Source organism: Paraburkholderia madseniana (assembly GCF_009690905.1).
GTDB classification, from domain to species: domain Bacteria; phylum Pseudomonadota; class Gammaproteobacteria; order Burkholderiales; family Burkholderiaceae; genus Paraburkholderia; species Paraburkholderia madseniana.
In genome coordinates this window covers 329,169-341,619 of sequence record NZ_VOSW01000001.1, presented here as the reverse complement: position 1 = coordinate 341,619, position 12,451 = coordinate 329,169, and the positions used below count along the sequence as shown (strand labels likewise).

At 60.8% G+C, this 12,451-nt stretch carries 11 protein-coding genes and 1 pseudogene; 11 read left to right on the top strand and 1 reads right to left on the bottom strand.

Features of this window, described 5'->3' with window-relative positions:
* Positions 1 to 81, bottom strand: a pseudogene (locus FSO04_RS47345) (IS5/IS1182 family transposase); the annotation flags it as partial.
* Positions 82 to 600: 519 nt separating this feature from the next.
* Here FSO04_RS47345 and FSO04_RS01450 point away from each other — a divergent pair.
* From FSO04_RS01450 to FSO04_RS01405, 11 genes are all read left to right on the top strand, one after another.
* Positions 601 to 804: a hypothetical protein gene (locus tag FSO04_RS01450; protein WP_154558006.1), complete on the top strand. Its 204-nt coding sequence runs from the start codon at positions 601 to 603 to the stop codon at positions 802 to 804.
* A gap of 93 nt (positions 805 to 897) precedes the next feature.
* Positions 898 to 2,097: a serine hydrolase domain-containing protein gene (locus FSO04_RS01445; protein WP_154558005.1), complete on the top strand. Its 1,200-nt coding sequence runs from the start codon at positions 898 to 900 to the stop codon at positions 2,095 to 2,097.
* A 167-nt stretch (positions 2,098 to 2,264) separates the two neighbouring features.
* Positions 2,265 to 2,555: an H-NS histone family protein gene (locus tag FSO04_RS01440; RefSeq protein ID WP_054034751.1), complete on the top strand. Its 291-nt coding sequence runs from the start codon at positions 2,265 to 2,267 to the stop codon at positions 2,553 to 2,555.
* A gap of 630 nt (positions 2,556 to 3,185) precedes the next feature.
* Complete coding sequence (fae, locus tag FSO04_RS01435) at positions 3,186 to 3,710, top strand: formaldehyde-activating enzyme (RefSeq protein WP_154558004.1); 525 nt, start codon at positions 3,186 to 3,188, stop codon at positions 3,708 to 3,710.
* Between the two features lie 82 nt (positions 3,711 to 3,792).
* Positions 3,793 to 4,830, top strand: a complete 1,038-nt coding sequence (locus FSO04_RS01430) for an aldo/keto reductase (protein ID WP_154558003.1) — start codon at positions 3,793 to 3,795, stop codon at positions 4,828 to 4,830.
* Positions 4,827 to 6,266, top strand: coding sequence for an NAD-dependent succinate-semialdehyde dehydrogenase (locus tag FSO04_RS01425; protein WP_154558002.1), 1,440 nt, complete (start codon positions 4,827 to 4,829; stop codon positions 6,264 to 6,266). The genes FSO04_RS01430 and FSO04_RS01425 overlap by 4 nt, the downstream gene beginning before the upstream one ends.
* A gap of 185 nt (positions 6,267 to 6,451) precedes the next feature.
* A complete protein-coding gene (locus FSO04_RS01420) occupies positions 6,452 to 7,837 on the top strand; it encodes an MFS transporter (RefSeq protein WP_168435524.1) in 1,386 nt (461 codons plus the stop codon).
* A gap of 257 nt (positions 7,838 to 8,094) precedes the next feature.
* Positions 8,095 to 8,229 carry a hypothetical protein gene (locus FSO04_RS48215; RefSeq protein WP_267905002.1) on the top strand — a complete coding sequence of 45 codons (135 nt, stop codon included), beginning with the start codon at positions 8,095 to 8,097 and terminating at the stop codon, positions 8,227 to 8,229.
* 2 nt (positions 8,230 to 8,231) lie between these two features.
* On the top strand, positions 8,232 to 8,795 hold the full coding sequence (locus FSO04_RS01415) for a fimbrial protein (RefSeq protein WP_154558001.1): 564 nt from the start codon (positions 8,232 to 8,234) through the stop codon (positions 8,793 to 8,795).
* Positions 8,796 to 8,874: 79 nt separating this feature from the next.
* On the top strand, positions 8,875 to 9,615 hold the full coding sequence (locus FSO04_RS01410) for a fimbria/pilus periplasmic chaperone (protein ID WP_154558000.1): 741 nt from the start codon (positions 8,875 to 8,877) through the stop codon (positions 9,613 to 9,615).
* A gap of 133 nt (positions 9,616 to 9,748) precedes the next feature.
* Positions 9,749 to 12,448, top strand: coding sequence for a fimbria/pilus outer membrane usher protein (locus FSO04_RS01405; RefSeq protein ID WP_154557999.1), 2,700 nt, complete (start codon positions 9,749 to 9,751; stop codon positions 12,446 to 12,448).
* Positions 12,449 to 12,451 lie beyond the last annotated feature (3 nt).

Genomic DNA, 12,451 nt, shown 5'->3' with positions numbered 1-12,451 from the left:
CAGTGTCAGATACGGTGCCGCGAAGCTCCATTCTTCGTCCGACACATCACTCGGATACCCTTTGCGGTCTGCTTTTCTCATGCCGCTAGGATACCAGGTCTGACACGAAGTGCCTAACACGCTCTAACACTTTCCTTCCTTGATCCCGCCGCTCGGCCATGACGGCGGGCTGTCTCCCTCTCTTCGCAGTTTTCGCTTAACTGGGCTAAACCGACGATACGGCGAGCGGTGTCATGCAAGAAGCATATGGCCGTCATAAATATCTGGCTCTAATGTGCATTTACCGAAACGGTTGCGATGCGCAATGAATATTGATCGAATTGCTTCGAGATTATTATTCTTACCGCTTGCGCTGATAAAAAAGCGCTCGGTTTTCGCTGTCAAGCCGAGTCGGTGCGGCATCTAACGGAACGCGAAGTTTCGCCGCAGTATCCTCATCTGGCCGGCTCACAATCAAAAACAATGTGCAGGTTTTGCCGGTTTTGCGGCGGCCCGAATTATCAACTTCAGAAAAATTTTCCGTTTCAACGGAGCTCCTGGAGTAATCGGGGCACGCTTTATGCTCTTAAACTGGCTCAATGAGTAATTCCGGGGAAAGCAATGAATCACCTCCAACTCGAAAAAGATATCAAACACCTTGAAAATGTAATCACGCATATTTCCGCTGAAGACCGCATCCCGCTGTCATATTGGCGCAACCGCATTAACTCGGTGTCCGGGGCGGCACTGGTGCCGGCGCAGGCTAGTCGCGTCAAACGGCTCAATGCGGCCCTCTCCGCATTGGAGGAGCGGCAGAAAGCGTAACTGTCCATGGGCGGAGGGTGACGTGTACCGTCTGATCGGGTAACGTTTCCGGCAGAAATAAGGGAACGTAATGCCTAAGGACTCAGGAGGAGCATGCAACCAGCAGGACTTTCAGCCACCCGGCTGACGGCGCTCACGAACGCCATGCAAGGCTATGTGGAACGCGGCGAAGTGGTGGGGGTCGTTTCGCTGGTTTGGCGGCGCGGTGAAATCGGTTACTTCGAGCCGCTCGGCTTGCGCGACGAAGCGGCGCAATTGCCCATGGAGCGCGACACGCTGTTTCGCATCGCGTCGATGACCAAACCGGTGACGAGCGCGGCAATCCTGATGCTGATCGAAGAGGATCGGCTCGCGCTCGACACGCCAATCTCATCGTGGCTGCCGGAGCTGGCTGCGCCATCCGTGCTGCGCGACCCCACCGGCCCGCTCGACGAAACCGACCCGCTCAGAGCGCCACTTACCGTGCTCGATCTGCTCACGCATCGCGCCGGCTTTGCCTATCACTTCACCGCCACCGGACCGCTGGCCGAAGCTTACGCGGCAGCCTTCAACGGCATTGAAGCGCGCGGGGATGCCAGCGCGTGGCTGGGGTGCATAGCCAGCTTGCCGTTGATGTTTCAGCCCGGCTCGCGCTGGCATTACGGCATCGCGACCGACGTCCTCGGCGTGCTGATCGAGCGCGTGAGCGGCATGCGGCTCGGCGACTTCTTCCGGACGCGGATTTTTGAACCGCTCGGCATGCGCGATACGGCGTTCTGGGTGCCCGACGCGCAGCTCACGCGTTTGGCGACGGCGTATGGCGTCGAGGCGGGCACGCGGCGGCGCGTGGTCGAAGATCATCCGTCGGCGAGCCGCTGGGCGAATCCCGACCGCTTCCAGAGCGGCGGCGGCGGCCTTGTCTCGACAGCGCAGGACTATCTGCAGTTCGCGCAACTGTTGCTAGGGCGCGGACGCGCCTGCTCGACGCGTCTGCTGTCGCATCGCTCGGTCGATTTGATGCGCTCGAATTTTCTGACCCGCGACCAGCGGCGCGTGCCGGCGTTCGGTCATGTGCTGTGGGCAGGCCAAGGCTTCGGTCTCGGCTTGTCCATCGTCGACGATCCGGCGCAGCAGTTGCCGCTCGGCTATCGCTCGATGGGTTCGTTCGGCTGGCCGGGTGCGTATGGCACGAGCTGGTTCGCCGATCCGGTGGAGGACCTGATCGGTCTCATGCTGATTCAGCGCCGTGCTGTCGAACCCTTCCCAATGTCGGTTGATTTCGAGCGCCGCGTGTACGATGCAATTGACGATTGAGTGCGTGGGCTGCAGCAGTTGAGCGGGCGGTCTTGAGCGGCGGACAGTTCACGGGCGCACTCTGAGCGGACCGTCCTGCGCGGGCCGCTCTATCCGGCGCTTTATTCGTCTGATAGTGTCCGCAAGTGTCCGCACTGCAGTTCGTCAAATCGATCGGAGTACCCGCCATGGCCTCATATAAACAGTTAACTGCTCAGCTCGAGAAGCTCCATAAGGAAGTCGCGGTGGCGCGCGAAAAGGAAATCGCGCAGGCGATTGCCGAGATCAAGCAGAAGGTCGCCGAGTACGATCTGACCGCGGAAGAACTGGGTTTTACGAGCAAGCGTGCCGCGGTACGCAAAGCGCCTTCGGTAGCCAAGTACCGCAACCCGAAAACCGGCGAGACGTGGAGCGGCCGTGGCCGCTCGCCTGGCTGGCTCGCGGGCAAGAATCGCGAGCGTTTTCTGATCGAAGGCTAAAGTACGTTTCGACCATGGCGCTTGCGCTCGCAACGCGCCGAATTTCTCTGAAGTGAAGTTGCGGCGGGTTTTTCTCGCACCGCTGAGAGGGTCCCGAAAACGCTCACCTTTCGTGTGAGCTTGCAAGGCGCGCCGTGGGTTTAGCGAGGCGCCTCGCACCAGGGTTCGTTGTTTCGGTGAGCCTGGTTTTGTCGGATGACGCACCTTGCGGCGCGATCATCCCGGCAGTCCATCGTGGTGTCGCAACCTTCCTCGAAACCCGCGCCAGCCTTTGCTGGCGGGCGTTCCCTGGCTATGCGAAGAATCGCGTAGTCCATCGTTCGATTCTCACACGGTCTTTTCCGCGGACGTTGCCTCGTTGCTGAACTTCGCGCCGCTGGTGCGTGCGCGGCCTTCGGTGCGTTCACCTTTCGTCTCGATTCGAGGCTCGTCACCGCGAGTCCCGAAAAGTCTCACCTTTGCGCTTGCCCGTGCGCGCGACTCAACGCGCACATCCAACGTGCCGACTGGTGCGCCCGGGGCAAACCCGGAGATGAGTTCGCCTCATACCCCGCATCAAAACTCATCGATACATGGTCGCGAAGACCGCGCAGCACAATCGGTCATCCACTCACCCCCGACGGAAAGACCATGAGCGTATCGACGGACAAACAACTCTTTATCGGCGAAGGATTCGAAGGCCCTGGCGTCAATCTCGCGCATATCAATGTATTGGTCGGCCCGCGCAACGGCCCCGCGGGGCAGGCCTTCGCTACGGCATTGGCGACGCCTTCAACGGGGCATGCGCCGTTTGTCGTGATCGCGCGGCCGGGTGTGCCGACCAAGCCGCTGACGCTCTATGTGAACAAGGCGCAGATCGGCAGCGACTTCCATGGCAACGCGACGTGGGGTGCTTCGCAAGCCGGCATCGCCAAGGCCGTGGCCGAATCGCTGGAGAACGGCACGTTGCCGCCCGAAGCGGAGAACGATTGGGTGGTGGTGTCGGCGAACTGGGTCAATCCGGCCACCGACGATCTCGACGCCGTCTTCGAGAACAACTACCGCGCGTGCAAGAACGCAATTCTCGCGGCGATGAAGGGCCTGCCGCATCGCGATGAGGTGTTTGCCGCCGCTCGCGATGTATCGAATCCGTTCTACACCCCCAAACAACGCTAATCACACGCAACGCGGTCCGCGCGCCGTGAGGGGCGTGCTGCTGCGTGCGCTACTGAATGTGATCAGGAAGGAGACAAGCACTATGGAATACATTCGCCTCGGCCATTCGGGCCTGAAGGTGTCGCGTCTGTGCCTCGGCACGATGAACATGGGCACTCCGCGTTGGAAGCCGTGGATCTTTGACGAAGCGCAGAGCGAGCCAATTGTGCGTCACGCGCTGGAAGCCGGCGTCAATTTTATCGACCTCGCCGATTTCTATTCGACCGGTGTGGGCGAAGAAGTGGTGGGCCGCATTTTGAAGCGTCTCGCGCGGCGTGAGGAGATTGTCGTGACGACCAAGGTCGGCTACGACATGGGCGCGTATCAGAATGCCGGCGGCCATTCGCGCAAGCACATCATGGACGGTGTCGACGCGTCGCTCACGCGCCTCGGTATGGATTACGTCGATATCTACATGCTGCACTTCTTCGACGTGAACACGCCGGTCGAAGAAACCATGGGCGCGTTGAACGATATCGTGTGCGCGGGCAAGGCGCGTTACATCGGCGTATCGACGATGTACACGTGGCAGTTCGCGAAGATCATGCAGGTCTGCGAGCGCAACGGCTGGCACAAACCCATCAACATGCAACTGCAGTTGAACCTTGCGTATCGCGAGGAAGAACGCGAAATGATTCCGTATTGCCAGGATCAGGGCGTCGGTGTGTCCGTGTTCAGTCCTTTGGCGCGCGGTTTGCTGACCTGCGATCCAAACTCCACGCGCAACCAGACCGATTTCTTCACCGCGCAAATGTATGGCGATACGGCATCTCGTGAGATTGCTGCTTCGGTGGCGCGCGTGGCGGCGCGGCGCGGTGTGTCGGCTGCGCAGATCGCACAGGCGTGGGTGCTGAACCATGGCGGCGTTGCCAGCATGTTGGTCGGCGCGGATACGGCCGCTCAATTCGATAGCGCGCTGGCTGCGCTCGGCACGAAGCTCTCAGCCGACGAGCTGTTCGAACTCGAACGCAACTACACGCCGTGCGATCTGATCAACGACTACACCGCGGGAAAACGCATCGCTCGTGAAGCGCGGCTTGCGCAAGGCGTGTTCGTCGAGAACCTGGAGAAGGCCGCATGAGCGAATTGCTTCGAACCGGACATTACGTTGGTGGCCAGTGGTACGAAAGCGCGAGCACGTACCCGGTTCTGAATCCTGCAACGGGCGAGGTGATCGCTCAGGTCGCGAAGGGCGGCGCGGTGGAAACGACGCACGCCGTTGCTGCGGCAGAGCGAGCCTTTCCGGCGTGGCGCTCGATAACAGCCAAGGAGCGCGGCGCGCGTGTCAGACGCTGGGGCGAGTTGATGCTCGAGAACCGCGACGCGCTCGCCGAATTGCTGACACGCGAGCAAGGCAAACCGCTCGCCGAAGCGCGTGGCGAAGTCGGATATGCGGCGAGCTTCCTCGAATGGTTCGCTGAGGAAGCCAAGCGCAGCTATGGCGACGTGATCCCGAGCCCGAATCCGAACGCGAAGATCATCGTGACGCGCGAACCGGTCGGCGTGGTCGCGGCCATCACACCTTGGAACTTCCCGCTTGCGATGATTACGCGCAAGGCCGGCCCGGCGCTTGCGGCAGGTTGCACGATGGTGCTCAAGCCTTCCGAAGAAACGCCGTTGTCCGCTTTGGCGCTGGCAGTACTGGCGGAGAAGGCCGGCATTCCCCCGGGCGTGTTCAACATTGTCTCCGGCGATGCAGTGGCGATCGGCGGTGTGCTGACTGAATCGGAGGTGGTGCGCAAGCTGTCGTTCACCGGCTCGACGCGCGTCGGCAAACTACTCGCGAAGCAGTCGGCGGATACGCTGAAGAAGCTGTCTTTGGAGCTTGGTGGCAACGCGCCGTTCATCGTTTTCGACGATGCGGATATCGACGCGGCAGTGCAAGGCGCGATGGCTTCGAAATTCCGCAACACCGGGCAGACCTGCGTGTGCGTGAATCGCTTCTACGTGCAGGACGGTATCTACGACGCATTCACGCAGGCGCTGACACAGGCCGTGCGGAAGATGCGCGTCGGCAACGCGCTGCAAGGCGAAGTTGAACAAGGTCCGCTGATCAACCAGGCGGCGCTGAAGAAGGTGGAAGCGCATGTCGCCGACGCGTTGCAGAAAGGCGCGAAGGTGTTAACGGGCGGCAAACCGCATGCACTCGGCGGCACGTTCTATGAGCCGACCGTGCTGATCGATGCATCGAACTCGATGCTGATCGCCGCGGAAGAAACCTTCGGCCCAGTGGCCGCGTGCTTTCGCTTCAAGACGGAAGACGAAGCCATCGCGGCGGCCAACGACACGCCGTTCGGCCTCTCCGCCTATTTCTATACGCGTGACCTGGCGCGTGCATGGCGCGTTGCGGAAGCGCTGGAGAGCGGCATGGTCGGCATTAACGAAGGGATTCTGTCGACCGAAGTCGCGCCGTTCGGCGGCGTCAAGCAATCGGGCCTTGGCCGCGAAGGCTCGAAGTACGGGCTCGATGAATACACGGAACTGAAGTACATGATGATGGGCGGGCTCGGCCGCTGATCTTCGTTCAAGCGCTCTTCCCACGCATTCGCCTGACGCATCGCACGCCGACGCACGCGGCGAAAAGCGAGGCGAACGACGAGATAAACCGCGAAGCGAATAACGAGCCCAACTGCGTGGCTTGGCGCGGCACCGGCATCACGCCGGCTCCGCGTCCGCCGCGCACACACATACAAGGAGACAGCGTGAGCAATCAGGATAGCCAGGCGGCCACTTTCGGCCTCGCCCCCACTTTGTCGTCAGCCGCAGCGACGGCCGTGCACGGCCCCATTCCTCTCGACGACGTTCCGTTGAACGCGTTCCACGTCAAGATTGCCGGGCTGACGTTCGGCGCCCACTTCACCGAAGGGTTTGCACTCGGCACGATCGGCTATGCACTGGCGTCGCTGAATCGCCAGATGCCGCTCGACGCGTTCTGGATGGGCATGATCGGCAGTTCCGCGCTGATGGGCATCTTTGTCGGCAGCCTGGTGTTCGGCTGGCTGTCGGATCGCCTGGGACGGCAGAAGATCTTTTTGTTGAGTTTTCTGATCATCACCGCAGCAGCGTTCGCGCAGTTCTACGTGAGTTCGCCGCTCGAGTTGTGTCTGCTGCGGGTGTTGATCGGCTTCGGCATGGGCGGCGATTTCGCGGTTGGGCACGCGATCCTTGCGGAGTTTTCGCCACGCAAACATCGTGGCACTTTGCTCGGGTCGTTCAGCGTGGTATGGACAATTGGCTATGTGGCGGCCAACGTGCTTGGCATGCAGTATGCCGACGCGTCGCCCGATGCATGGCGGTGGCTGCTTGCGTCGGCCGGCATCCCGGCGCTGATCGTGTTGATTTTGCGTATAGGTACACCTGAATCGCCGCGTTGGCTGCATGGCAAGGGACGTGTTGCTGAAGCCAAAGCGATCGTGCTCAAGCACTTCGGCCCCAACGTGACGCTCGACGGCGGCGATGACGAACACGCGCAAACGCACGGTGGCTTCATGCGCCTGTTCAAGAAGGACCTGATCCGCAGAACGATCTTCAACTGCGCGTTCTTTGTGTGCCTCGTGATTCCCTATTTCGCGATCTACACGTTTCTGCCCACCATTCTTAAAGCGATTCATTTGGACAACAACTCCAGCACGGATTTTCTGTTGAACGGTTTCCTCGTGCTCGGCGCGTTGATCGGTATCTGGCTCACCATTAAGTTATCGCGCCGTATGTTTCTGATCGGCTCGTTCGCAGTGACATGTATGTCGTTGATTGCGTTGAGCCTGCTGCCGGAGTCAGCGACGCTCGCGATGATCGTCGCGTTCGCGATCTTCACGCTGACGATGTCCGCTTTCTCGAACCTTGTTGGCGTGTTTCCTCCAGAGTGTTTTCCGACCGAAGTGCGCGCGTGCGGCGTCGGGTTGGCGATTGCGTGCAGCCGTCTTGGTTCGGCGGTCGGTACGTTTCTGTTGCCGCTCGGCATCCTCCACCTGGGTTTTCACTCGACGATGATGGTGCTTGCCGTTGTCCTGCTGATTGGCATGGTGGTGTCGATTGCATGGGCGCCTGAGACGAAGCATCTGACGTTGAACGAAGCCAGCGGCGCATAGTCCGCGGTTAGTGCTGTTCGGAAACCCCGCCGCATCGGCAACGATGCGGCGGGGTTTTTTCATTTGCGGCGCGAGAGTTCGGGCGGAGGTGTCTCATGCATTTTTCGGAAAAGTCTTAATCGTTGATCCGAGTAAAAGACATGGCTGTCGGATGCATTCGAATCAATCGTAGGGATAGTCCTACGAATTTAAGAATCTTCTTAGGTACTTCGACAATGCGGAATCTTAATATTGTTTTGCGCCTGAACGATAGGCCAATGGTTCGAAACAAGACCGCCATTTCCGGCGATGAACATTGGAACGCCCAGGGGCAGATGGCGGGTCGTACCGAATACGAATTCGCCGTTGAATCGAATCAAGAAAGTTGTTTTTTTAACTCACTGGAGCAGTAACTATGAAGTCACTCATCCCCGCAGTTGCGTTCGCAACCGGCGGTCTGCTGGGCCTTGCATCGCTCGGCGCGCAAGCGTCGGACGGCACGATTACGTTCACGGGCAGCCTGTCGGACACCACGTGCTCGATTAACGGCAAGGCGGCCGGCACACCTGCTGACATACCGGGTGTCCAGTTGCCGGAGGTTTCGGCCTCCGCGCTCGGGACTGCAGGCGCAACGGCGGGCCGGACGCAGCCGATCGTGCTGGCACTGACCGGCTGCTCGGGCACAGCGACCAAGGCCGTGGCCTTTTTCGAAAGCGGCCCGACCGTTGACCAAAGCAACGGCTACCTGAAGAACCAGGCAGCCACAAGTCCGGCTACCAACGTCGAAGTGCGTTTGCTGAACGCATCGTTCCAACCGATCAACATCACCAGCGGTTTGAACAACGATATCGCCGCTAATGGCGCGACGATCACTGCAGGCGCTGCAACCCTTAACTACTACGGCGAGTACTACGCCACGGGTAAGGCGACGGCCGGTGCAGTAAGCACGAGCGTTAACTACACGATGCAGTACCAGTAAGCGAAAGCCGAGGCGTTCGCTCGCGCGAGCGCTTTTTTATAGCCCATTTTTAAGACCATTTTTCAAAGAGGTGAATGTGATGAAGCTCGGTCGAATTGCAATAGGAGTTGGATTTGCCTGTGCGCTGCTGGCAGGCAACGCAAATGCAAGCGTGACGATTGGCGGTACGCGTGTGGTGTATCCGCTTGACCAGCGCGAAGTCACGGTCAAGCTCGAAAACGACAGCGGCACGCCATCCCTGGTACAGGTGTGGATCGACGACGGCCACCCGGATGCGAAGCCAGGCGAAATCAAAGTGCCGTTCGTGATTACGCCGCCGATCTTCCGCATGGACCCGAAGAAGTCGCAAACGCTGCGGGTTATCTACAGCGGTGAGGCCGTGCCGACCGATCGCGAATCGGTGTACTGGCTCAACGTGCTCGACATCCCGCCGAAGGCAGACAACAAGGATAACGCCAACTTGCTGCAGCTTGCCTATCGGACACGCATCAAGGTGTTCGTGCGGCCGCCGAAGCTGGCCGGCAAGCCGGAAGATGCGCCGGCCCAATTGAGCTGGAAGGTCACGGCTGCGCCGGGCGGCAAAGGCGAAGCCCTGAGCGTATCGAATCCGACGCCGTACTACGTGTCGTTTAGCGAAGTCGACGTGGAGAGCGGCGGTCACACATACAAGAACGAACAGGGCGGTATGGTGGCACCCCACGCGACCGAGGTGATGCCCGTCGCCCAGATGAATGCAGTCGCCGCAGGCGCGAAGGTCCACTACACCGCAATCAGCGATTACGGCGGCCCCATGCCCGGCGACGCAACGCTCGGCCAATAGACCTCCGTAGTTCGTCGGCCGGGCGGCCGCCTTCCGCCCATTGACAACCCTTTCCTGCCCACAGCGTGCGTTGCACAGGCAACGCACAGGGACGACGCACGCCTGTTACCGGACATTAGAAGTCAGCCAGATCATGAAACGTTCACCTCGTCTTCAGTCGCATGCTCGCACCAGTGCTCAATCTGGTCCGTTCGGCCTGAACCCCGTCACCGCAGTTGTGCTGTCGGTTTTCGCGGTGGTGGGCGGCGTCCAGCCGGCGTGTGTGAGTGCTTCCGAGAGCGACACCGCTCCCGCAGCCGTGCAGTTCGATTCGACGTTCCTGCGCACCGACCCGAACCAGACCGTGGACGTCGCGCGTTTCGCGCGTGGCAACGCGGTGTCGCCAGGCGTGTACTCGGTTGACGTGTGGCTGAACGATACTCGCATCGCCCGGCAGGACGTCCGCTTTGTGGCGGTAGAGGGGAGTGACACTGCACGCCCTTGCTTTAGTCGTCAGGTGCTCGAGGGCTTCGGGGTCGATTTCGCCAAGGTCGGTGTGGACACCGCTGCGAAGCCGGAGGCAGGAAAGGCCAGCGATGCGATTGCCGCGGCGCAGGCTGGCAAGCCTGCCGGTGCTGCTGATAGCAACGAGTGTATTGACCTGGCAACCGCCGTGCCGAACGCGACCGTCGACTTCGACTTCTCGGAACAGAAGCTCATGCTGACTGTGCCGCAGAAGTACATGCGCAACGCCGCGCGCGGTTACGTGCCGGCGGAGATGTGGCAGCAGGGTGTGAACGCGGGCTTCGTGAGCTACAACGCGAATACGTATCACACCAATGGTGCCGGCATCAATTCGACCCAGAGCTATTTGGGGCTTAATGCGGGTGTGAACATTGGCGGATGGCATTTCCGCCATCAGTCGTCGGTAACCTCGGCGTCCGGTGAAGGTACGCAGTTTGACGACATCGCCACCTACGTCCAGCACGACGTGACGAAGCTCAAGTCGCAAGTGACGTTGGGCGATGCGAGCACCGCCGGCGACGTATTCGACAGCGTGGCTTTCCGCGGCGTGCAAATCGCCACGGACGACCGCATGCTGCCCGAATCGATGCGCGGCTACGCGCCGGTGGTGCGCGGCACGGCGCAATCGAACGCGCGCGTGACGATTCGCCAGAACGGCCAGATCATTTACGAAACCACGGTGTCGCCAGGGCCGTTCGAGATCAAGGACCTGTACGCGACCGGCTACGGCGGCAACCTCGATGTGACCGTGACCGAAGCGGACGGACACACACAAAGCTTTACTGTGCCGTACGCCTCGGTTGCACAGTCACTGCGGCCGGGCACCACGCGATTCTCAGCGACGGCGGGGCAGTTGCGGAACGATACGCTCGAAACGAAGCCAGCTTTTGCGCAGTTCACCCTGCAGCGTGGTCTCACTAACACGGTGACGGCCTACGGCGGCGCCGTGGTTGCCAACGGCTATGTGGCCGCTGACATCGGCGCCGCGCTCAACACGAAGTACGGCGCGCTCTCGGCGGACATTACCGGCGCTCAGACCCAAGTGCCGGGCCAGAGCACGATGCGCGGCACCAGCTTGCGCATCGGCTACAGCAAGTTCATCGATTCGACGGACACGAACATTTCGGCGGCGGCGTATCGCTATTCGACCGCAGGCTTCCTGAATCTGTCGGATGCAGCATCTGTGCGCGATGCGGCCTTGCACGGCGGCGACATCAACTCGGTCGACCGGCAGCGCAACCGGTTGCAAGTGACAGTCAACCAGAACTTCAAGGATCAAGGCACCGTATTTCTGAGCGCGTCGTCGCAGAAGTACTGGAATCGCAGCGGCAGCGACACGTTCTATCAGGCCGGCTACACCAACAGCTTCAAGTACGGGACCTACAGCATCACGGCGGGACGCACGCGCAACTCCGACGGCTCGATGGAGAACCTGTACATGGTTAGCACGACGATACCGCTCGGCCACAGCCAGCATGCGCCGTTGATGTCGACCAACCTGTCGAGCACGGGCGGCGCTATGAACTTGCAGGCTAATGTCAGCGGCTCGCTCGGCGACAGCAACCAGTACTCGTACAACGCCTATGGCACGTACAACAGCGCCAGCAGCGGGGCCGCGTCCAACGCGGGTGTCAGCGGTACCTGGCGCGCCCCGTATGCGCAGATGACTGCGTCGGCCAGTTCGGGATCGGGTACGAGCCAGCTGTCGGCTGGTATCAGCGGGACGGTGGTCGCGCATCCCGGTGGCGTGACGTTCTCGCAGACGGTCGGCGATACGTTCGGCATGGTCGATGCGCCGGGAGCCGAAGGGGCCAGTGTGTCGAGCGCGCCGGGTGTGAAGGTCAACAGTCGTGGTTATGCGGTGGTGCCGTACCTGACGCCGTATGGCATGAACACGGTGGATATCGATCCGAAAGGCACGTCGACCGATGTTGAGTTTGAATCGACTTCGGAGCAGGCGGTGCCGCGGCTCGGGTCGGTGGTGATGCTCAAGTACAAGACGGTGACCGGACGGGCGGCCTTGATTCGTGCGCCGCAACCGGGTGACAAGGCGCTGCCGTTTGGCGTGGATGTGGTGGATGGAAACGGCAAGACTGTGGGTGTGGTGGCGCAGGACAGTCGGATCTTTGCGCGCGGCCTGGAAGACAAGGGCTCGCTATTTGTGAAGTGGGGCGAGGCAGGGGCCGAGCAGTGCCGGATTGATTATGTGTTGCCAAAGTCGACGGGTAAGACGGAGGCGGCGTACATATCGGTGGAAGGACACTGCCGTCCCGATGACGAGCGGGATCCAGCGACCGCCAACCGTCTCAGTGTCGAATCGGAAAGGTGAATA

Bases quoted from the DNA above. Each gene is read 5' to 3' on its own strand.
- FSO04_RS01450 (WP_154558006.1), top strand. From the start codon at position 601: ATGAATCACCTCCAACTCGAAAAAGATATCAAACACCTTGAAAATGTA.
- FSO04_RS01445 (WP_154558005.1), top strand. From the start codon at position 898: ATGCAACCAGCAGGACTTTCAGCCACCCGGCTGACGGCGCTCACGAAC.
- FSO04_RS01440 (WP_054034751.1), top strand. From the start codon at position 2,265: ATGGCCTCATATAAACAGTTAACTGCTCAGCTCGAGAAGCTCCATAAG.
- fae (WP_154558004.1), top strand. From the start codon at position 3,186: ATGAGCGTATCGACGGACAAACAACTCTTTATCGGCGAAGGATTCGAA.
- FSO04_RS01430 (WP_154558003.1), top strand. From the start codon at position 3,793: ATGGAATACATTCGCCTCGGCCATTCGGGCCTGAAGGTGTCGCGTCTG.
- FSO04_RS01425 (WP_154558002.1), top strand. From the start codon at position 4,827: ATGAGCGAATTGCTTCGAACCGGACATTACGTTGGTGGCCAGTGGTAC.
- FSO04_RS48215 (WP_267905002.1), top strand. From the start codon at position 8,095: ATGGTTCGAAACAAGACCGCCATTTCCGGCGATGAACATTGGAACGCC.
- FSO04_RS01415 (WP_154558001.1), top strand. From the start codon at position 8,232: ATGAAGTCACTCATCCCCGCAGTTGCGTTCGCAACCGGCGGTCTGCTG.
- FSO04_RS01410 (WP_154558000.1), top strand. From the start codon at position 8,875: ATGAAGCTCGGTCGAATTGCAATAGGAGTTGGATTTGCCTGTGCGCTG.
- FSO04_RS01405 (WP_154557999.1), top strand. From the start codon at position 9,749: ATGAAACGTTCACCTCGTCTTCAGTCGCATGCTCGCACCAGTGCTCAA.